The sequence below is a fragment of the Aurantimonas coralicida DSM 14790 genome (assembly GCF_000421645.1).
GTDB classification, from domain to species: Bacteria; Pseudomonadota; Alphaproteobacteria; order Rhizobiales; family Rhizobiaceae; genus Aurantimonas; species Aurantimonas coralicida.
Genome location: NZ_ATXK01000005.1, coordinates 56,923 through 76,017 on the forward strand (window position 1 = coordinate 56,923; position 19,095 = coordinate 76,017).

Consider the following 19,095-nt stretch of genomic DNA (forward strand, 5'->3'; position numbering starts at 1 on the left):
TCCATCTCCTAGTCTAGCGCGCGGGCGGCGTTCCACCGTCGGTGGCGAGCGGCTGCGAGACGGAGGCCGGCACGGGCGTCGCCGCCTCGCCGCCATCCTCGGCCGGCAGGGCCAGCAGCAGCACCATGCCGACGAGGCCGACGCCGATGCGCCACCAGGCGAAGACGGCAAAGCCGTGCCGCGAGACGAAGTCGAGCAGGAAGCGGACGACGAAGAGCGCCGAAACGAAGGCCATGACGAAGCCGATGACGATCAGCCCGGCATCATCGACCGATAGAAGGTCGCGATTCTTCATCAGGTCGTAGGTGAAGGCGCCGAGCATGGTCGGCATGGCCAGGAAGAAGGAGAACTCGGCCGCCGAGCGCTTGTCGGTGCCCATCAGGAGCGAGCCGGCGATGGTGGCGCCGGAGCGCGAGGTGCCCGGGATCAGGGCGAGGCACTGGAAGATGCCGATCTTCAGGCAGAGCGACAGCGGATAATCCATGACGTCGTCGTAGCGCACGATCCGCGGCATGCGGTCGATGACCAGAAGCAGGATGCCGCCGACGATCAGCGCGACGCAGATCACCATCGGCGTTTCGAACAGGATGGTCTTGATGAAGTCGTGCGCCAGAACGCCGACGAAGGCCGCCGGCAGGAAGGCGAGCAGGATGCCGGCGGTGAAGCGGCGGCTGCGGGCGTCGGTCGGCAGGGTGACGAAGATCCGCCAGAGCCGGCCGAAATACAGGATCAGGATGGCCAGGATCGCGCCGAGCTGGATCAGCACCTCGAAGCTGCGGGCGGTGGACTGGAAGCCGAGAAAATGGCCCAGCAGCAGGATGTGCCCGGTGGAGGAAACCGGAAGGAACTCCGTCAGTCCCTCGGTGATGCCCAGAATGACGGCGTCGCCGACTGCTGCGAAATCCATGACAATCCCCTGCCCCGTTCCAGCGCGGCGTCTACCCGATCTGCCGACGAAGGGAAACGGGGGCGGCCATCCGATGGCCGGAATCCTCGGCCAGTGTGGCGAGTGCGCCCGTTCGCGGCGCAGCCCGTGCCGCTTGCCGCCGGGGCGATTCCGGCTATGTCGCTCAAAGCAAAGGCAGACCCGTTGACGGTCCATTGACGAGTGTCTGCCATCATGACGCGCAGGGACGTCCTTTCGGGCGCGCCGTCGATCATTTCAAACAGGGGCAGCCCGCGCGCGGGTGATCCATCCGAAGAGCACCCGATCCAACCGCATGCTGAAGCTACACCATCATCCGATGTCCGCCGCCTCGCGTTTCGTGCGGCTCGTCCTCGGGGAATATGGCGAGCGCGCCGAATATCTGGAGGAGCGTCCGTGGGAGAAGCGCCGCGACTTCCTGGCGCTGAATCCGGCCGCGACCCTGCCGGTGATGCTCGAGGATGACGGTCCGGCGATCGTCGGCGCGACGGTGGCGGGCGAATATCTCGACGAGACCCGCGGCGTCTTCCAGCGCGACAAGCGGCTCCTGCCGGAAAAGCCGCTGGAGCGGGCCGAGGTGCGGCGGCTGACCGAGTGGTTCCTGGGCAAGCTCGACAGCGAGGTCACGCGCTATCTCGTCCGCGAACGGGTGTTCAAGCTGGAAATGAGCGCCGATGCCGGCGGCGGACCACCGGACGCCTCGGCGATCCGGGCGGCGCGGGCCAATCTGAAGCATCATCTGCGCTATCTCGGCTGGCTGGCCGAAAGCCGCGACTGGCTGGCCGGCCCGCGGCTGTCCTATGCCGATCTGGCGGCTGCCGCCGAACTCTCGATCCTCGACTATCTCGGCGAGATTCCCTGGGAGAAGGAGCCGGCGGCCAAGGACTGGTACATGCGGATCAAGTCGCGCCCGTCCTTCCGCCCACTCCTGACCGAGCGCGTGCGCGGCCTGCCGCCGGTGCATCACTACGTCCAACTCGACTTCTGAGTTTAAACGCGGCCCCCGGGGCGTGCGCCGGACCGACGAACCGCCTATATCGGCACCATGACCGCGCGCGAGACACTGACCGACTTCATCCGCAAGGACGCCGGCCGGCTGGGCTTTTCGGCGGTCGGCATCGCGCCCGGCGCCGGCGATGTCGCGGCCGGACCCCGCCTCGACGAATTCATCGCCAAGGGCCGCTACGGCACGATGGGCTGGATGCCCGAGACGGCGGAGCGTCGCCGTTCCGCCCGGGCGCTGTGGCCCGAGGTGCGCTCGATCGTCGTTCTCGGCATGAATTACGGCCCGCAGGAGGATCCGCTGGCGATCCTGGAGCGCCCGGATCGCGGCGCGATCTCGGTCTATGCCCGACACCGCGACTATCACGACGTCATCAAGGGCCGGCTGAAGGAACTGGCCGGCCGCATGGTCGCCAGGGCCCGCCAGGCCGGGCTTGGCGAGCACGACGCCAAGGTCTTCGTCGACACCGCGCCGGTGATGGAAAAGCCGCTGGGCGAGATGGCCGGCCTCGGCTGGCAGGGCAAGCACACCAATCTCGTCTCCCGCGAGCACGGCTCCTGGCTGTTCCTCGGCTCGATCTTCACCACGCTGGAGATGACGCCCGACGCGCCGGGCCGCGATCTCTGCGGTTCCTGCCGGGCCTGCCAGGACGTCTGCCCCACCGACGCCTTCCCCGAGCCCTACAAGCTCGATGCCCGACGCTGCATCTCCTACCTGACCATCGAGACCCGCAAGCCGGTGCCGCAAGAGTTCCGGGCCGCGATGGGCAACCGCATCTATGGCTGCGACGATTGCCTCGCCGTTTGCCCCTGGAACAAGTTTGCCGGCAAAGCCAGCGAGGCGAAGCTGATCGCCCGCGAGGATCTGAACGCGCCGAAACTCGCCGATCTTCTGGCCCTCGACGATGCCGCCTTCCGTACCCTGTTTTCCGGTTCACCTATCAAGCGGATCGGGCGCGACAAGTTCGTGTCGAACTGCCTGATCGCCGCCGGCAATTCCGGCGATCCGGCGCTGCTCGGCGCCGTGAGGAACCGTCTCGCGGACGCGGCGCCCCTCGTGCGGGCCATGGCGATCTGGGCGCTTGCCCGGCTGTCCCCCGAAGATGCCTTGCAGCGCCGGCCCGCCGCGCTTGATAGGGAAGACGATCCCGTCGTCAGGAGCGAATGGCATGCTCTTCAAGGACCGTAAGGTATCCCGATCCGGTGCCCGCGCTGCCGAGGTCGAGACCAAGGTGCGACGGGCCGTCGGCCAGCTGCGTCACGGAATGCCGGCGACACCGGCCACGGGTTCCGGGGCGCTCGGTGCCGGCGCAATCGGCGCATTGGCCATCGGCGCGCTGGCGATCGGATCGGTGGCGGTGGGCGCGTTCGCCATCGGGCGATTGTCCGTCGGGAGCGCCCGTATCGGAACGGCCGACATCGGCAGGCTGCGGATCGGCCGGCTGGAGCTCGGCGAGATGGCCCGGCCGCACGATCCCGCCGAACCCTGGAGCGACTGACCCCATGCATTTCTTCGTCTTCGGCCACGGCTATTCGGCCGGGCACTTCGTCGACACGCTCGATCCGCACGACGTCACCGGTGTGACGGTGCGCACGGCGGACAAGGCGAGCCGGCTGGCGGCGCATCATCTGAAGCCCTTCGTCTTCGACGGCGAGCACCCGACCGACGGCATCTCGCCGGCGCTCTATCGCGCCACGCATCTGCTCGTCTCGGTGCCGCCGGGCCATGCGGCGCCGAAGGGCGCCAGCGTTGGGGGCGCCAATGCGCGGCCCGGCGACCCGGTGCTGCGCTGGTATGGCGACGCGATCGCCCATGGCTGCCCGAAGCTCGAATGGATCGGCTATCTCTCCACCGTCGGGGTCTATGGCGACCACGACGGCGGCTGGGTGGACGAGGACAGCGAGACGCGGCCGGTCTCGGAGCGATCGAAGGCCCGCATCGCCGCTGAAGTCGCCTGGCAGGAAGCGGCGGCGACGCGGCGGGTGCCGCTTGCGATCCTGCGCCTGTCCGGCATCTACGGCCCCGGCCGCAACGGCTTCGTCAATCTGGCGAAGGGGACGGCCAAGCGGCTGGTGAAGCCCGGCCAGGTGTTCAACCGGATCCATGTCGACGACATTGCCGGGGCGCTGAGCCTCCTGGCGGAACAGCGGCTCGGCGGCATCTACAACGTCACGGACGACGAGCCGGCCCCGCCCCAGGACGTGGTTGCCCACGCCGCGGCGATGGCAGGCGTCGCACCGCCGCCGGAAATTCCCTTCGACGCCGCCGAACTCTCGCCGATGGCGCGCAGCTTCTATGGCGAGAACAAGCGGGTCTCCAACGCAAGGATCAAGGAAGCGGGTTACCGGTTCCGCCATCCGACCTATCGCGAGGGACTGGAGAGCGTGCGGGCCGATGCGGCGCTGATCGGCGGCGGGAGCTAAGGGGGGCCCTCCGCCTCAGGCGGTCTGCAGCCAGCAATGGGCGGCCAGCGCCGCCATGTCCGGGTCGGCGTGCAGGACGCGATGTCCCCGGTCGATAGCATGGGCGGCGATCAGCGCCGCTTCGGGCCGTTGCAGCGCGACGCCCTTGTCTCGCAGAATGCGTGCGAGACCGGCAGCCCGCCCGACCGACCGCTCGCCCGCGACGGACAGGATCGGAAACTGGCGCAGATAGCGGCCGATGCGGTCGGCGTCGCGATCGTCCGCCGCTCCAGCCAGCAGCCGGAAGAGGGTCAGGTCGGCGATGCCGATCTCCGACAGATCGGGGCTCTCCCGCAGCAGGCGGATCTCACGCGTGTCCGCGCCCCTCAGGTTGGCGATCCAGACCGAGGCATCAACGAGAATCATCCGCCGGCCGCGTCCGTCTGGCCGGGTCCGTCCTTTCCGGGCCCCGGCCAGCCCATGCCGTGCATGTCAGCGAGGGCGCGGCGGCGACGTTCCTGGGCGATCAGCCGGCGCAGGGCCTCCTCGACCGTCGCCTTCTTGGTCGACAGGCCCGCGGCGGCCATCGCCTCGGCCATCAGCCGGTCGTCGATCTCGATATTGGTGCGCATGACCCGCTCCGATGTGCAGACAGGCCCAGCGGTCTACACATCGCCCCTGACCGCTTCAAGCCGCGTGCCGCTGGCCGGGCGATTCCAGGCGAAGGCCTAGCGTTCGATGCGGTCGATGAACCAGCGGGTGAGCCGGGTCCAGACCTCGTCCTTCTCGGCGTAATCCTCGACGCCATGTTCGAGGTTCGGATTGTCGTTGACCTCGATCAGGAAGACCCCGTCGTCGGTCTCCTTCAGATCGACGCCATAGAGGCCGTCGCCGATGCAGCGGGCGCCGCGCAGGCCCGCGTCCAGCACATGCGGCGGCGCCTCGCCCAGCGCGAAGGGCCGGAAGCCGCCCTCCATCGGCCGGCCGCCGGTCTCGTGATTGATGATCTGCCAGTGCTCGCCGGCCATCAGATACTGGACGGCGAAGAGCGGCTCGCCGCCGAGGACGCCGATGCGCCAGTCGAATTTCGTCGGCATGAACTTCTGGGCAATCAGAAGGTCGGAATCCTCCAGCCATGCCCCCGCCAGCCTGACCAGCCCGGCCATGTCGTCCAGCTTCTTGACGCCGCGCGAGAAGGAGCCGTCGGGGATCTTCAGCACCATGGGGAAGCCGAGCTCGTCGGCCGCCTTCTGGAAATCCTCCTTGCCGCCGATCATCACCGAGGGCGGCGTCGCCACCCCGTTCGCCGCCATCAGCTCGTTGCAATAGACCTTGTTGGTGCAGCGGATCATCGAGATCGGGTCGTCGATGACCGGCATGCCCTCCTGCATGGCGCGCCTTGCGAAGCGATAGGTGTGGTTGGAGATCGAGGTCGTCTCGCGGATGAACAGCGCGTCGAAATTGGCCAGCCGCGGCAGGTCGCGGCGGGTGATCGGCTCGACGTCGACGCCGAGCCGGGCGGCCGTGCGGGCCCAGTGCTTGAGCGTGTCCACGGAGGATGGCGGCAGCGCCTCGTTGGGATCGTAGAGCGTCGCGAAGGCATATTTCGCAGGCGTCTTCGCCTTGGCGGCGCGCCACTCGCGGGCGGTGTAGCGCTGCATGGCGGCCAGCAGCCGGCCGGTCTCGACCGCGTCCAGCTTGGCGGGCGCGGCAAAGCCGATGCGTCTGATCTTTGCCCGGCGGTCGAGCGGTGCCGATTGGCTCGTGCGCCGCGCCGGCGATGCCGAGGCCGCCGGTCGCTCCGTGGCTTCGGCGCCGTCCAGATGCACCTCCAGCGCCGGGGCGCGGAACCAGTCGAAGACCAGCTTGGCGAAGCGCTCCAGACGCGGATCGTCGGTGTAGCCGAAATAGATGCGGATCGGCGATGTCGGCCGCTCGCCCTTTTCCAGTGCCCTGGCGAGGGCGGCGTCCAGTTCCGGCAGGGCGTTCTCGTAGAGCTTCTTCTCCGACAGGTCGATCATCGTCTCGACCGAGGGGATGATGCGATGGCCCCGTGCCTCGGCGAGCAGCGAGCCGTAATAGGCGCGGCTTTGATAGGCGTAGGAGCGCGACAGATTGATGATCTTGGGGCGCTGGCCGCGGAACAGGCCCGGCCGCGCGAGATAGTCGCGCACCGTCATGACCTTGTGCGGCGTCGCGCCGTTGTCGAGATCGGACAGGCGTCCGACGAGAACCACCCATTGGGACATGGAAGTCGGCTAAGCCTCGCGCCTGGACAGGAACACCGCGGCCCTGAGGCCGACCTTGCCGAAACGCGCGATCCGGTCGAAGGTCTCATAGGGGATCGGAAGATTGGCCGCGTCGGCGACCGTCTCGCCGCGCTCGTCGGCGACCCAGGGGTCGTGGATGACGATATGGCGGCCGTCGTCGCCATGGGCGAGCACCCAGTGCGGCACCTTCTTGCCGAACATGTGATAGCCCGAGATCAGGACGACGGCGGTCTTGCCGGCGGCGATCGCGGCGCGCAGATCGTCGAGGGTGAAGCGCCCGATGGTCACGTCGATGGCGTAGCGCTCGGCCCGGCGGCGGAAATCCTCCTGGGCGAGCCCCATCACCACCTGCTTCTCGGGACTGCGGACGCCCTCAAGGAACAGGTCCCCCGGCTCGGAGACGTGAATCTCGGCGGCAAGACCCGCCTCGTGGGCGGCGACGGCCAGGCCATAGGGCTCGCAGCCGCCCGGCCCCGACATCATGAAGATGGTCGTCGCCTCGCGCCACAGCCGGATCTCGGTCACCGGCTCCAGCACGAAGCCGGGAATGTCGCGGCCCATGGCCATCATCAGGCAGCAGGCGCCGCAGGTGAAATCGGTGGTCTGCTCGTAATAGGGCACGCCGGTGTCGATCGGGTGATCGCCGCGCAGGGTCTTTTCGAAGCGCAGCGCCGTCTCGTGGTCGGCGTAATAGTCGAGATAGGTGCCGATGGGGCGGAAACCCTCGCCGCGATAGAGAGCGATGGCGGCGGCATTGTCGGCGCGCACTTCCAGCCGCAGGGCGATGCGATCGCGGTCGAAGGCTGCGGCCTCGGCCGCCTTCAGGAGAGCCCGGCCGATGCCGCGTCCCGCCGCATGGGGAGAGACCGCGATGGAATAGAGCCGGGCGAGACCGGTGCCGCGCCGCACGAGGAGCGCGGCATAGGCGAGGATCGGACCGGACCGCGGCGCGTCGTAGGCCGCACGCGGCGCGCCAGCCGTCGTGTCGACGGCCCCGTCGCCGGTGGCGGCCGCCTCGACGACGAGAACGACGGCGCTGGGCGAGGCGATGAGGTTGCGGAAGGAGCGCCGGGAGATCCGGTCGGCCTCGAAGACGGCGGTCTCGATGGCCACGAGGGGCTCGAGATCGCCCGGCCGCGCGGGACGGATGACATATCCGATGTGTGCGGCGGCTTCGGGTTGATGATGGCTTGATCCGGGGTGCCCGACTTCCCGCGGGGAGACGGAGCTGGGCGACGGCTGGTGCAGCATCGGGGCGTCATCGGCAGGGAGGTGACGCAAACGACACGATGCCGCCGCCTGTCCCTTCATAGGCTATCGCTTATAGGCCTCTGCCAGAGGGAATGCGACGGGAATCGGCGGCGGTGACGCGCTGGTGATGGGCGTCGCACAGCGTCGCCATCGGCACGACTCTGCCTGCCATAGAGGTGTCCGAGGGCGGTGAATTGCGGCCTCGCAGAGGCATCTCGGCCAACCGGTTCGTGCCGTCGCGCAAGTCCGGCCCGCAGCCATCGCGGCAAGGCAACCAGCGGCCCTCAGCGCGCGGTAACGAGACGCCAGGCGAGCAAACGTCGCAGCATCCTCGGAGACGGCGCCCCGCAGGCTCACACACAAGCATCCGCATCGCAGAACACGCGAACCGGCGCTGGGAATTGGTTCGGCTCAGACGCCCGCAATCATGCGGACGGGCGTGATGGAGACTTGGGAGCAGCTATGGTTCGGGCCTTCGACGAGTGCAACAGCCCGTCAGCCGCTCCCAAGGCCTGTCAGTGAAAACGCCGCTATGCGGAGGCCCGTACAACAACCTCGGCAGTCCGTGCGGCGACATGCATAGGTGGTTCCATTCGACACCTCCCGCAGCGTCATTGACGCAGTTATCAGCCTACGCCTTCAGGGCTGTGCGTCAAGTCCATGACAGCAAAATCGGTTGCCGCTCCGTCAGTTCCGGCCAAGGCTCGCGCCATGCCCATCGAGGGGTGGCCGCCTTATCGGCGCGCCGCCGTCAGCCCAAACCGGCGATGAAAGGCCGGCGCCCAGTCGGCGTGATCGTCTCGGCATAGCGCAGGGCCTGCAGCCGCTGATGCGGCGTCAGGGAGTGCAGCTTCGCCTCCGCCTCCGTCGAGACCCGGTACTCGCCGCAGCGCTCGCAATGGATCGCGCGCTGGTCCGGCTTTTCCGGCTCCAGCAATGTCGCCTCACCCTCGCAGATCGGGCATTTCATACGCTTCCTCCTCGAATGTCAGACGCCGGCGATGATACGCGACGCAGAGCGCCCCGACGAGGCCTGCGGCACGATTGCGGGACAGGGGTTCAGACGCGGCCCGCGGCCCCTATAGTCACGGCGATGGACAGGCGAGAGATCGCTCGCTCGCGTCACCTCTGGCAGGAGCGACAATGGCCTATGATCTCTATTACTGGCCGATGATCCCGGGCCGCGGGGAATATCCGCGGCTGGTCCTGGAAGCTGCCGGTGTCGCCTATCGCGACGTCGCCCGCCTGCCCGAATCGGAGGGTGGCGGCATCGCCGCGATGCAGGCCTTCCTCGCCGGTGAAAAGGGGCATCTGCCGCCATTCGCGCCACCCTTCCTGGTCGATGGCGATCGCGTCGTCTCGCAGGCCGCGGAGATCAGTATCCTTGTCGGCGAGCGGCATGGGCTGGCGCCGAAGGGCGAGGCGGAGCGGCTGTTCGCCCGCTCGATCGCGCTCACCACGGCCGATCTCGTCGCCGAGGCCCACGACGTCCATCACCCGCTCGGCGTCGGTCTCTATTACGAGGACCAGAGGGATGCGGCGCGCGAACGCGCCCTCGGCTTCCGCGAGGAGCGGCTGCCGAAGTTCCTCGGCTGGTACGAGCGGATCCTGGCCGGCAACCCGGCAGGCTCCGGCGTCCTCGTCGGGGAAGCCATCAGCTATGCCGATCTCGGCCTGCTCCAGACGATGGCGGGCCTGCGCTACGCCTTCCCGCGGCGCATGCAGACGCTCGCCCCCGACTATCCGGGCATCGCGGCGCTGGTCGAGCGGGTCGCCGCGGAGCCGCGCGTCGCAGCGTATCTCGCCAGCGACCGCCGCATGGCCTTCAACGAGGACGGCATCTTCCGAAACTACCCGGAACTCGACGCGGACTGACCACCAAACGAAAACGCCCCGGCGAGAAGCCGGGGCGCGAAACGCAGCAAGGGGCCGGACCCTGGTCCGGGCGGCAGGCCGATCAGTTGGCGAGCTTGGAGGCGAAGAGCGCCAGGGCCTTCTGGTAGACGCCGGCCCGGTTCCAGTCGCGCAGGATGGCGAAGTTGGGCTCGCCCTGCTGGTAGCCGGCGCCCGGACGCCAGCCGTGCTGGCGCAGGAAGTTCGCCGTGGAGGCGAGCACGTCGGCCTTGGAGTTGATCAGGTCGCGGCGGCCGTTGCCGTCGCCGTCGACGGCGAAGCGCAGGTAGTTCTTGGCGAGGAACTGGGTCTGGCCGATCTCGCCGGCCCAGGCGCCCTTCATCTGGCTCGGCTTCATGTCGCCGCGATCGACGATGGCCAGGGCCGCCAGCAGCTCTTCGGTGAAGAAGGCCGAGCGGCGGCAGTCATAGGCCAGCGTCGCCAGCGAGCTGAAGATGTTCATCGAGCCGGAATTGGCGCCGAAGCCGGTTTCCATGCCCCAGATCGCGACGATGATCTCCTTCTGGACGCCGTAGCTCTTCTCGATCGAGTTGAGCAGGCCGGCATTCTGCTGGATGATCCGCTTGCCCTTCTTGACGAAGGAGGCCGGCGCGCGGCGCTGCATGAACGCCTCGAGCGAGATGTTCATGGAATGCTGGTTGCGGTCCAGCTTGATGACCTGGTTGGAATAGCTGGTCGGCATCAGGGCCGACTGCACGGTGCCCTGGGAGATGCCGGCGCGCACGGCTTCCTGGGCGAATTCCTGCTTCCACTGGTTGAAGCCACCGGCGCTGTTGCCGCACTGGGCGGCAAGGGCCGGAGCGGCGGCGCCGAGGCCGATGGTCAGGGCGAGCGATGCGGCGTGCGTCCGCAGGGACGTCAGGCGTACCTTCATGGGTCTGCTTCCTCGTTTCAGGTCGTGGGGCCGCGCGGGCCGCGTTGCGTCGAATGGGGTGATCGGCGGCGCCGGGGCGCATGGCCATCGGCGGCGGACACCGTCCGGGTGCATCCTATCACCCACTTTCCTAACCGATTGCGCGGTGTCTGCGTAGTGCAGCACTGCGACACGGGGGCCGGGAAGTGCCGCGCGGGCGCTCTTCGGGCCGCAGCCCGGCCGCCAAACGCGAACGGCCGCGCCGCCCCCCGGGGGCGACACGGCCGTCACAGGTATGCGGCGCCCGAAAGCGCCGCACATCGTCCGACTAGAGCAGGCCGGCTTCCTTGTAGTAGCGCTCGGCGCCCGGATGCAGCGGCACCGGCAGGTTCTTGCCGGCGGTCTTCGGGTCGATGCCCTCGGCCGCGTTATGGGCGGCGATGAGCTCCGGCAGGTTCTCGAAGAGCTGCTTGGTCATCTGGTAGGCGAGTTCCTCATCGACTTCCGCGGAGGTCACGAGAATGTTGGTGATCGCCAGGGTCGGAACGGCGGCGTCCTGGCCGTCATAGGTGCCGGCCGGGATCTCGGCCGCAGCGAACGGCGCACCGAGCTTCTCGGCGATCTCGGCGGGGACCGCCACGACGGTGATCGGCAGCGAGGAGGCCAGATCGCGGATCGAGGCGACGCCGAGACCGGCGGACTGGAGCGTCGCGTCGAGCTGCCGGTTCTTGATCAGCTCGACGGATTCGGCGAAGGGCAGATATTCGGTCTTGCCGAGATCGTCATAGCTCATCTCGGCGGCGCCGAAGATCGCCCGGGCGTTCAGCTCGGTGCCCGAGGCCGGTGCGCCGACGGACAGGGCCTTGCCCTTCAGGCCGGCCAGATCGGTGATGCCGGATTCCTGCGAGGCGACGATCTGCACGTAGTTCGGATAGATCGCGGCGATGGCGCGCAGGTTCTCGACCGGCTGCTGGAAGCCGGCGTCGGCATTGCCTTCGGCGGCGGCCTTCACCGTGTCGCCGAGGGCGAAGGCGATCTCGCCGCGACCCTGGGTGACGAGGTTGACGTTCTCCACCGAGGCCTTGGTCGACTGGACCTGCGTCTTCACGCCCTCGATGTTGTCGGCATAGACCTTGGCCAGCGCCACGCCCAGCGGATAATAGACGCCCGAGGTGCCGCCCGTCAGGACGTTGATGAACTGCTGGGCCGAGGCGGTGGCCGGCGCGAAGGCCAGGCCCGCGACCACGGCAGAGGCGGCGATGCGGTGGAAAAGCTTCATGAAGTGTCCTCCCAGTGGCGGGCCGACGGGCCCGTTCGGCCAATAAGTACCAGCCGCACGGGAAAGCTCAAGGGTCCGGTACCCCGACCATCGTCGGTGGCAACTTGCCCGGGCGCGGGGCCGTGCCTCGATTGACTTCGCCGATGCCATGTCCGATGTCGATCGCAAAGCATCTCTGGAGGAAGCGCATGCCTGAAATGACAGACGTCCACGGTTTGAGCGTCGCGACGACCCTGAAGACCTTCATCGACAGTGAAGCCCTGCCGGGCACGGGCCTCGAGCCGGACGCCTTCTGGAAGAACTTCTCGGACCTCTTGAACGGCCTGGCGCCGAAGAACCGCGAATTGCTGCAGATCCGCGCGGACATGCAGCGCGCCATCGACGAGTGGCACGTGGCCCGTCGCGGCAAGCCGCAGGACATGGACGAATACCGCGCCTTCCTCGACCAGCTCGGCTACATCGTGCCGGAAGGGCCGGACTTTGCCATCGAGACCGCCAATGTCGATCCGGAGATCGCGCTGGTGCCGGGTCCGCAGCTCGTCGTGCCACTGATGAATGCGCGCTACACGCTGAACGCCGCCAATGCCCGCTGGACCTCGCTCTACGACGCGCTCTACGGCACCGACGCCATGGGCGACATGCCGGAGGGCAAGGGCTATGACCGCGCCCGCGGCGCGCGCGTCGTCACCTGGGCCAAGAGCTTCCTCGACGGTGTCGCGCCGCTGGAAGGCATCTCCCATATCGACGTAACCCGCTACACCGTCGACAGCGGCGCGCTCGTCGCCGAATTCGGCGCGGGCAAGACGGCGCGGCTGAAGACCCCTGCCGCCTTTGCCGGCTACCGCGGCGACGCCTCTGCTCCGACCGCGGTGCTGTTCAAGCACAACGGCCTGCATGTCGAGGTGACGATCGACGCCGAGCACCGGATCGGCAAGAACGACACCGCCCATGTCGCCGACATGCTGATGGAATCGGCCATGTCGACGATCTGCGACTGCGAGGATTCCATCGCCGCGGTCGACGCCGAGGACAAGACCGCCGTCTATCGCAACTGGCTCGGCCTGATGAAGGGCGACCTGGAAGACAGCTTCGAGAAGGGCGGCGAGACCGTCATCCGCAAGCTGAACCCGGATCGCGACTATACCGGCCCCGACGGTTCGACCCTGACGCTGCCGGGCCGCTCGATGCTGCTGATCCGCAATGTCGGCCACCTGATGACCAACCCGGCGATCCGCCTCAAGGACGGCTCGGAGGCGCCGGAAGGCCTGATGGACGCGATGATCACGTCGATGATCGCGCTGCACGACCTGAAGAAGACCGGCGGCCTGCGCAATTCGCGCGCCGGTTCGGTCTACATCGTCAAGCCGAAGATGCACGGCCCCGACGAGGTCGCCTTCTCCAACGAGATCTTCGGCCAGGTCGAGGATGCGCTGGGTCTTGAGCGCTACACGCTGAAGATGGGCATCATGGACGAGGAACGCCGCACGACGGTGAACCTCAAGGAGTGCATCCGCGCCGCCAAGCACCGCGTCTTCTTCATCAACACCGGCTTCCTCGATCGCACCGGCGACGAGATCCACACCTCGATCGAAGCCGGCCCGGTCGTGCGCAAGACCGTCATGAAGGACCGCACCTGGATTCAGGCCTATGAGGACTGGAACGTCGATGTGGGCCTGGCCTGCGGCCTGCGCGGCAAGGCGCAGATCGGCAAGGGCATGTGGGCCATGCCGGCCAAGATGAACGACATGCTCGCCGCCAAGATCGGCCATCCGCAGGCCGGCGCCAACTGCGCCTGGGTGCCGAGCCCGACCGCCGCGACGCTGCACGCGACCCATTATCACACGGTCGACGTGCTCGCCCGGCAGGAGGAGATTGCGCAGAAGGGCCGCCGTGCGGTGCTGTCCGACATCCTCACCATCCCGCTGGCCAACCGCGCCAACTGGCCGGAAGAGCAGGTGAAGGCCGAGCTGCGCAACAACGCCCAGGGCATCCTCGGCTATGTCGTGCGCTGGGTCGACCAGGGCGTCGGCTGCTCCACCGTTCCCGATATCAACGATGTCGGCCTGATGGAGGATCGCGCGACCTGCCGCATCTCGTCCCAGCACATCGCCAACTGGCTGCATCACGGCGTCGTCTCGAAGGACGAGGTCATGGACGCGATGCAGGAAATGGCGGCGAAGGTCGACGCGCAGAACGCCGGCGATCCGGCCTACGAGCCGATGGCCGGTCATTTCGACACGTCGATCGCCTTCAAGGCCGCCTGCGAACTGGTCTTCGAGGGCCGCGAGCAGCCGTCCGGCTACACCGAGCCGGTGCTGCATCGCCGCCGGCTGGAGAAGAAGGCCCAGCAGGCCGGCTGATCAACAGAGAAACGACATCGGCCGCGCCGGTTTCCCGCGCGGCCGATGTGCTTCGGAGAGTAGCGGTTCGGGACGTTTCCGACGCGGAAACCGGCGCACCGATCGCCGGCCCGCCGGTGAGGCGGATGCGCTCACGACGAGCTGACAAGACAACGCGGACGACGCCCCCGGCGCCGTCCGTCATGCCATTCCGTCGAGGCGCCGTTTTAGCGGCGGCGGCGCGTGGCGGCGGCGCGCCGGGTCTGGCGGTTGCCGCCGGTCTCCGGCTTGCCCGCCACCGGCGCCGCAGCCTTTGCCTCCGGCGCCGTGTTCCCTGCGGATGCCGAGGCCGCGACCTGTTCGGGCTTCGCAATATCCGGCTTGGCCGCTGCAATTTTCTCGGCGGGCTTTGCGACTTCGACTGCCGGCTTGGCGGCAGCGACGGTCCCGGCCGGCTTTTCAACCTTCACTGACGGCGTCACCGCTTCGGCCACAGGCTTCGTCTCGGCCGCAGGTGCCGGCTTGGCAGCGCCGGCCGAGGCCGGCTGGTCGTTGGCGGCGGGGCGCGGCTGCGGCGCAGGCGCCTTCGCCGGCTTGGCTTCCGCCACGGGCGCGGATTTGGCAGCAACCTTGCGCGCCGCCGGCTTTCGGGCCGTGGCCGGGGACTTGGCGGTCGTCTTTGCCGCTGTCGTCTTCGCTACGGCCGGCGCGCTCTTCTTCGCCTTGGCCGGAGCCGGGGCAACAGCCTCCGGTGCCGGGGTCACGGCCGCCTGCGCGGCGGCTGCCACGGACTTGGCCGCCCCGCTTTCGGAGACGACGGCGCCGGCCAGAACCGTCTCGCCGGCACCGGTCACGTCCTTGCCGAGGGTTTCTGCCTTGGCCTCGCGCTCGGCGACGGCGCCTTCACGCTCGGGCGTGCCCGTTGCCTTAGCCGGCTGGCCCCGCTTCGGCAGCGAGGCCGCCGAATGGGTGGTGCCGTGGGTCAGGGCGAAATCGACGATGCGCGGGCAGATCTCGGCCCGGAAGCGCGAGCCGTTGAAGACGCCGTAATGGCCGACCTTGGGCTGCACGTAGTGGACGCGCTTGTCGTCGGGGATGTTGACGCACAGATGCTGCGCGGCCTCGGTCTGGCCGACGCCGGAAATGTCGTCGTTCTCGCCTTCGACGGTCAGCAGCGCGGTGCGCCTGATCTTGGTCAGGTCGATCCGCTGGCCGCGATGCATCATCTCGCCCTTCGGCAGCGAGTGCTTGATGAAGACCTCGTCGACGGTCTGCAGGTAGAACTCGGCGGTCAGGTCCATGACCGCGTTGTATTCGTCGTAGAACTCGCGGTGCTTGTCGGCGGAGTCGCCGTCATCCTTGACCAGATGCCAAAAGAATTCCTTGTGGGCCGTCATGTGCCGATCGAGATTCATCGACATGAAGCCGGTCAGCTGCAGGAAGCCCGGATAGACCTGGCGCATGAAGCCCGGCTGCGGGAACGGCACCGGCATCACGACATTGTCCCGGAACCAGTCGATGCCCTTTTCCTGGGCGAGCTGGTTGACCGAGGTCGGATTGATGCGGGTGTCGATCGGGCCGCCCATCAGCGTCATGGTGGCCGGCGCGCAATCGTCGCCCTCGGCCTCCATGTGTGCCACCGCCATCATCACCGGCACGGCCGGCTGGCAGACGCCGATGACATGGGTGTCGGGCCCGAGGAACTGCAGCATCTCGATCAGGTAATCGACATAATCGTCGAGATCGAACTTGCCGTCGGCCAGCGGCACCTTGCGGGCGTCGCGCCAGTCGGTGATGTAGACTTCGGCATAGGGGAGCAGCGCCTCGACCGTCCCGCGCAGCAGCGTCGCGTAGTGGCCGGACATCGGCGCCACCACGAGGAAGCGCGGGTCCTTGCCGTGCCGCTTGGGCAGTTCGCGCTCGAAATGCAGCAACTGACCGAAGGGCTTCTGCCAGACGACCTTGTCCTGCACCGGAATGCGCTGGCCATCGACGACGGTCTCGTGCAGGCCGAATTCCGGCTTGCCGTAGACGCGGGTGGTGCGCTCGAACAACTCGGCGGCGGCCGCCATGGAGCGGCCCACCGGCATGTGGGACAGGGGATTCAGCGGGTTTTCGTAGAACAGCTTCGTGGCGTCCGCGGCGGCGCGGAGCGGGACGAGCGCGGCATGGTTCCATTCATAGAAGTGGTACAGCATCGGCTCTCGCTCGTTTTAGTTTCCGGCAATCTAGCAATTATTGCTGCAATGCACAAATCCGCTCACGGTGCGGCACGCCGGGATGCGCCCTTGCCGACGCGGCTTCCCACGTTGCAACGCAGCGACGACCCCGGCGTTCCGGAGCCGCCGACGACGTTCGGTCAAGCATGCGCCGAAATGCTTGCGCCAGACAGTCACGGGGCCGTCACACCCGGCCATGCAGCTCGGGTGCGAGTCCCATGCGCTGCGGCCGCTGTCAGCCCTCATAGCCCTCGACGATGACCATCTCGGCGTCGGCATAACGCTGCCGGATCGCCTTGGCCTTCTGGTACTGCTCGCTCTCATAGCAGGCACGCGCCGTCTCGACGCTGTCGAACTCGATCACGACGTTGCGGCTGCGCGCCGTACCTTCCAGCTCGACGAAGGGGCCGCCGCGCACCAGGAAGCGCGCGCCATATTCCTTGAAGGCCGGCCCCGCGGTCTCGACATAGCCCTTGTAGCCCTCGGCGTCGTGCACATCGACGCGCGCGATCCAGTATCCCTTGGCCATGATTTTCCCTCCCGTTGCACCACGTCCCCAGCGGCCGCGGCGGCGATGCGTGACATCGGCTTGATTGTGTCGTCAGCCCAGCGCGGCGGCCATTTCGTCGAGAATGGCGATGGCGGCCCGGCGCGGATCGCTGGCGGCCACGATCGGCCGCGCCACCACCAGATGCGAAGCCCCTGCCCGCAGCGCATCGCCGGGCGTCGCCACCCGCTTCTGGTCGCCGGCCGCAGCGCCGGCCGGGCGGATGCCAGGCGTGACGATCGCCATGTCCGGACCGATCAGTTCGCGCATCGGGCCGGCCTCGGACGCGGCCGAGACGATGCCGCCCATGCCGATGTCGCGCGCCTGCTGCGCCCGCCGGGCGACCAGCTCGGGCACGGTGAGGCCGTAGCCCGCATCCTCCAGGTCGGCATCGTCCAGCGAGGTCAGAACGGTGACGCCGAGAAGCGTCAGGGGCGATCCGCTGGCCGCCGCGACCGCCGCCTTCATGGCATGGGGATAGGCATGGATCGTCAGCATCGCGGCGCCGAGCGCCTGGGCGCTCTCGACGCCCTTGGCGACGGTGTTGGAGATGTCGAGGAGCTTGAGGTCGAGGAACACCTGCTTGCCGGCGCGGGCGAGCTCGCTGACCAGCGGCAGGCCGCCGGCATAGGCGAGCTGGTAGCCGATCTTGTACCAGAGCACCTCGTCGCCGAGCGTATCGACGATCGTCTCCGCCTCCGCCCAGGTGGGCACGTCGAGGCCGACGATCAGCCGGTCACGGGCTGCCGCGCGGTTTGTCACTGCATTCAATTGGAATCCTCCGGGGGAATGTCGACGGTCACGACCGTCCCCGCCATCTCGCTGCTGACATCGATCCGGGCGTTCAGCCCTTGCACGAGCGATAGGGTGATCCGTCCGCCGAGGCCACCCTGCGCTTGGGTCCGGCGCTGGCGGGCGAGCGCGTTGCCGCTGGTATCGACGACCTCGCTGCCGGTCTCTGCATCGGCATCGTCGTCGCTGCCGGCGCGGCCATGGCCGATGGATTCGGCGATCTGGCGGGCGACATTGGGCTCTTGCGCCGCATCGGCGGCGCGGGCGCGATCGGCCGGCCGGTCGTCGCTCCGGTAAGGCCACTGGCTGCCGTCGGGCAGGCCGATGCCGTCGTCGGACACGGTCATGCGGATGACGCCGGAGGACAGCATCTTGAGGCGCGCCTCGACCAGTCCTTCCTCGCGGCCCTCGAAGGCATGCTTGAGCGCATTGGTCAGGAGCTCGGAGAACAGGAGCCCGATCCGCGCCGCCCGCTCCACGTCGTCCTCGATGGCGTCGCAGTCGATGTTGACGCGGATCGAGCGACGCCCGTCGAGATGGCCGATGGTCGCCGCGATCCGGCTGACATAGGCGCCCAGCGGCACGCGCTTTGACCGGGTCGACGCGATCCCGGCCTCGGTCATCTCCTGATAGAGCAGCTGCAGGCTCTCGATGCGCCGTGCCAGCGCGTCGAAGGCTTCCTTGCTGGTCTTGGCCCGGGCCTGCATGCGGATCATGCCGACGACCATGGCCAGATGGTTCTTGACCCGGTGCTGGACCTCGCCGAGCGCCGCGTCGATCCGCTCGGCCTCGCCGCCCTGCCGCGACGGGTCGAAATCCGCCCCCTCGCTCATGTCGCGCTGGACGCCGAGGAAGCACTGGAGATTGCGGTCCTCGTCATAGAGCGGCGTGATCATCAGCCGGTTGAGGAACTTCGTGCCGTCGGAGCGGTAATTGACGATGTCGACGGAGAAGTCACGCTCCTCGCGCACGGCCTGCGCCAGCTGGCGAACCTGCGCGGGGTCGGTGTCGTCGCCCTGCAGGAACCGGCAATTGCGGCCGATCACCGCGTCGGAGGAATAGCGGGTGATCTTCTCGAATGCCCGGTTGGCATAGACAATGGGATTGTCGTCCAGATTGGGATTGGTGAGGACCAGAGCCAGCGGCATCTTGGCGAGGGCAGTCGTGCTGATGTCCTCGGGCATGGCGGGCGTGCCATGCGCATCTCCGTCGAAACGCCCCATCGAACCTCTCTCACCGTCGTCTGCCCGCGTGTCGGGCCGTCGGCCAAAGATAAAGCCGATTGCCCGTCAGGCAATGTC

18 protein-coding genes are annotated in these 19,095 nt (G+C 68.0%); 6 read left to right on the plus strand and 12 right to left on the minus strand.

The window, feature by feature from the left end:
- Window positions 1-13: 13 nt before the first annotated feature.
- Window positions 14-907, minus strand: a complete 894-nt coding sequence (locus H536_RS0112260; protein ID WP_024350744.1) for an undecaprenyl-diphosphate phosphatase — start codon at window positions 905-907, stop codon at window positions 14-16.
- A 313-nt stretch (window positions 908-1,220) separates the two neighbouring features.
- Here H536_RS0112260 and H536_RS0112265 point away from each other — a divergent pair, with 313 nt between their 5' ends.
- Genes H536_RS0112265 through H536_RS0112280 form a run of 4 tightly spaced genes read left to right on the plus strand, consistent with a single transcriptional unit; the run spans window position 1,221 to window position 4,351 of the window.
- Window positions 1,221-1,913 (plus strand): glutathione S-transferase family protein, encoded by a 693-nt coding sequence (locus tag H536_RS0112265; RefSeq protein ID WP_009211238.1) that lies wholly within the window; start codon window positions 1,221-1,223, stop codon window positions 1,911-1,913.
- A 57-nt stretch (window positions 1,914-1,970) separates the two neighbouring features.
- The gene (gene queG / locus H536_RS0112270; protein ID WP_024350745.1) at window positions 1,971-3,116 is read left to right on the plus strand and encodes a tRNA epoxyqueuosine(34) reductase QueG; all 1,146 of its coding nucleotides are present in this window, start codon (window positions 1,971-1,973) and stop codon (window positions 3,114-3,116) included.
- A complete protein-coding gene (locus H536_RS22585; RefSeq protein WP_024350746.1) occupies window positions 3,097-3,426 on the plus strand; it encodes a hypothetical protein in 330 nt (109 codons plus the stop codon). Before queG ends, H536_RS22585 begins: the two co-directional genes overlap by 20 nt.
- A 4-nt stretch (window positions 3,427-3,430) precedes the next feature.
- Window positions 3,431-4,351, plus strand: coding sequence for an SDR family oxidoreductase (locus H536_RS0112280; RefSeq protein WP_024350747.1), 921 nt, complete (start codon window positions 3,431-3,433; stop codon window positions 4,349-4,351).
- A gap of 15 nt (window positions 4,352-4,366) precedes the next feature.
- On the opposite strand, the gene vapC is transcribed toward H536_RS0112280, so the two are convergent.
- From vapC to H536_RS0112305, 5 genes are all read right to left on the minus strand, one after another.
- The gene (vapC, locus tag H536_RS0112285) at window positions 4,367-4,756 is read right to left on the minus strand and encodes a type II toxin-antitoxin system VapC family toxin (RefSeq protein WP_024350748.1); all 390 of its coding nucleotides are present in this window, start codon (window positions 4,754-4,756) and stop codon (window positions 4,367-4,369) included.
- Window positions 4,753-4,962 carry a type II toxin-antitoxin system VapB family antitoxin gene (locus H536_RS0112290; RefSeq protein WP_024350749.1) on the minus strand — a complete coding sequence of 70 codons (210 nt, stop codon included), beginning with the start codon at window positions 4,960-4,962 and terminating at the stop codon, window positions 4,753-4,755. The genes vapC and H536_RS0112290 overlap by 4 nt, the downstream gene beginning before the upstream one ends.
- Window positions 4,963-5,058: 96 nt before the next feature.
- Window positions 5,059-6,579, minus strand: coding sequence for a RimK family protein (locus H536_RS0112295; protein WP_024350750.1), 1,521 nt, complete (start codon window positions 6,577-6,579; stop codon window positions 5,059-5,061).
- Between the two features lie 9 nt (window positions 6,580-6,588).
- Window positions 6,589-7,851 (minus strand): GNAT family N-acetyltransferase/peptidase C39 family protein, encoded by a 1,263-nt coding sequence (locus H536_RS0112300; RefSeq protein WP_024350751.1) that lies wholly within the window; start codon window positions 7,849-7,851, stop codon window positions 6,589-6,591.
- A gap of 751 nt (window positions 7,852-8,602) precedes the next feature.
- Window positions 8,603-8,821: a hypothetical protein gene (locus tag H536_RS0112305; protein ID WP_024350752.1), complete on the minus strand. Its 219-nt coding sequence runs from the start codon at window positions 8,819-8,821 to the stop codon at window positions 8,603-8,605.
- A gap of 173 nt (window positions 8,822-8,994) precedes the next feature.
- Here H536_RS0112305 and H536_RS0112310 point away from each other — a divergent pair, with 173 nt between their 5' ends.
- Entirely contained in the window at window positions 8,995-9,726 is a 732-nt protein-coding gene (locus H536_RS0112310; RefSeq protein WP_024350753.1) for a glutathione S-transferase, read from the plus strand.
- An 82-nt stretch (window positions 9,727-9,808) separates the two neighbouring features.
- On the opposite strand, the gene H536_RS0112315 is transcribed toward H536_RS0112310, so the two are convergent.
- Window positions 9,809-10,639: a lytic murein transglycosylase gene (locus tag H536_RS0112315; RefSeq protein WP_024350754.1), complete on the minus strand. Its 831-nt coding sequence runs from the start codon at window positions 10,637-10,639 to the stop codon at window positions 9,809-9,811.
- A gap of 307 nt (window positions 10,640-10,946) precedes the next feature.
- The gene (locus tag H536_RS0112320; RefSeq protein ID WP_009211248.1) at window positions 10,947-11,897 is read right to left on the minus strand and encodes a TAXI family TRAP transporter solute-binding subunit; all 951 of its coding nucleotides are present in this window, start codon (window positions 11,895-11,897) and stop codon (window positions 10,947-10,949) included.
- 188 nt (window positions 11,898-12,085) lie between these two features.
- Here H536_RS0112320 and H536_RS0112325 point away from each other — a divergent pair, with 188 nt between their 5' ends.
- A complete protein-coding gene (locus tag H536_RS0112325) occupies window positions 12,086-14,257 on the plus strand; it encodes a malate synthase G (RefSeq protein ID WP_024350755.1) in 2,172 nt (723 codons plus the stop codon).
- Between the two features lie 206 nt (window positions 14,258-14,463).
- Here H536_RS0112325 and H536_RS25490 read toward each other — a convergent pair whose 3' ends face one another.
- The 4 genes from H536_RS25490 to H536_RS0112345 form a co-directional block, all read right to left on the minus strand.
- On the minus strand, window positions 14,464-16,434 hold the full coding sequence (locus tag H536_RS25490) for a polyhydroxyalkanoate depolymerase (RefSeq protein WP_024350756.1): 1,971 nt from the start codon (window positions 16,432-16,434) through the stop codon (window positions 14,464-14,466).
- A gap of 256 nt (window positions 16,435-16,690) precedes the next feature.
- Window positions 16,691-16,984, minus strand: coding sequence for a DUF1330 domain-containing protein (locus H536_RS0112335; protein ID WP_024350757.1), 294 nt, complete (start codon window positions 16,982-16,984; stop codon window positions 16,691-16,693).
- A 72-nt stretch (window positions 16,985-17,056) separates the two neighbouring features.
- Window positions 17,057-17,773: an orotidine-5'-phosphate decarboxylase gene (gene pyrF, locus H536_RS0112340; RefSeq protein WP_024350758.1), complete on the minus strand. Its 717-nt coding sequence runs from the start codon at window positions 17,771-17,773 to the stop codon at window positions 17,057-17,059.
- Complete coding sequence (locus tag H536_RS0112345) at window positions 17,770-19,017, minus strand: PAS domain-containing protein (RefSeq protein ID WP_024350759.1); 1,248 nt, start codon at window positions 19,015-19,017, stop codon at window positions 17,770-17,772. The genes pyrF and H536_RS0112345 overlap by 4 nt, the downstream gene beginning before the upstream one ends.
- Window positions 19,018-19,095 lie beyond the last annotated feature (78 nt).

What these genes read in the sequence shown, in the direction of transcription:
- H536_RS0112300 (WP_024350751.1), bottom strand. Translation starts at nt 7,851, where the DNA reads ATGCTGCACCAGCCGTCGCCCAGCTCCGTCTCCCCGCGGGAAGTCGGG.
- H536_RS22585 (WP_024350746.1), top strand. Translation starts at nt 3,097, where the DNA reads ATGCTCTTCAAGGACCGTAAGGTATCCCGATCCGGTGCCCGCGCTGCC.
- H536_RS0112320 (WP_009211248.1), bottom strand. Translation starts at nt 11,897, where the DNA reads ATGAAGCTTTTCCACCGCATCGCCGCCTCTGCCGTGGTCGCGGGCCTG.
- H536_RS0112280 (WP_024350747.1), top strand. Translation starts at nt 3,431, where the DNA reads ATGCATTTCTTCGTCTTCGGCCACGGCTATTCGGCCGGGCACTTCGTC.
- H536_RS0112305 (WP_024350752.1), bottom strand. Translation starts at nt 8,821, where the DNA reads ATGAAATGCCCGATCTGCGAGGGTGAGGCGACATTGCTGGAGCCGGAA.
- H536_RS25490 (WP_024350756.1), bottom strand. Translation starts at nt 16,434, where the DNA reads ATGCTGTACCACTTCTATGAATGGAACCATGCCGCGCTCGTCCCGCTC.
- queG (WP_024350745.1), top strand. Translation starts at nt 1,971, where the DNA reads ATGACCGCGCGCGAGACACTGACCGACTTCATCCGCAAGGACGCCGGC.
- H536_RS0112310 (WP_024350753.1), top strand. Translation starts at nt 8,995, where the DNA reads ATGGCCTATGATCTCTATTACTGGCCGATGATCCCGGGCCGCGGGGAA.
- H536_RS0112315 (WP_024350754.1), bottom strand. Translation starts at nt 10,639, where the DNA reads ATGAAGGTACGCCTGACGTCCCTGCGGACGCACGCCGCATCGCTCGCC.
- H536_RS0112335 (WP_024350757.1), bottom strand. Translation starts at nt 16,984, where the DNA reads ATGGCCAAGGGATACTGGATCGCGCGCGTCGATGTGCACGACGCCGAG.
- H536_RS0112290 (WP_024350749.1), bottom strand. Translation starts at nt 4,962, where the DNA reads ATGCGCACCAATATCGAGATCGACGACCGGCTGATGGCCGAGGCGATG.
- H536_RS0112325 (WP_024350755.1), top strand. Translation starts at nt 12,086, where the DNA reads ATGCCTGAAATGACAGACGTCCACGGTTTGAGCGTCGCGACGACCCTG.
- H536_RS0112295 (WP_024350750.1), bottom strand. Translation starts at nt 6,579, where the DNA reads ATGTCCCAATGGGTGGTTCTCGTCGGACGCCTGTCCGATCTCGACAAC.
- H536_RS0112265 (WP_009211238.1), top strand. Translation starts at nt 1,221, where the DNA reads ATGCTGAAGCTACACCATCATCCGATGTCCGCCGCCTCGCGTTTCGTG.
- vapC (WP_024350748.1), bottom strand. Translation starts at nt 4,756, where the DNA reads ATGATTCTCGTTGATGCCTCGGTCTGGATCGCCAACCTGAGGGGCGCG.
- H536_RS0112345 (WP_024350759.1), bottom strand. Translation starts at nt 19,017, where the DNA reads ATGGGGCGTTTCGACGGAGATGCGCATGGCACGCCCGCCATGCCCGAG.
- H536_RS0112260 (WP_024350744.1), bottom strand. Translation starts at nt 907, where the DNA reads ATGGATTTCGCAGCAGTCGGCGACGCCGTCATTCTGGGCATCACCGAG.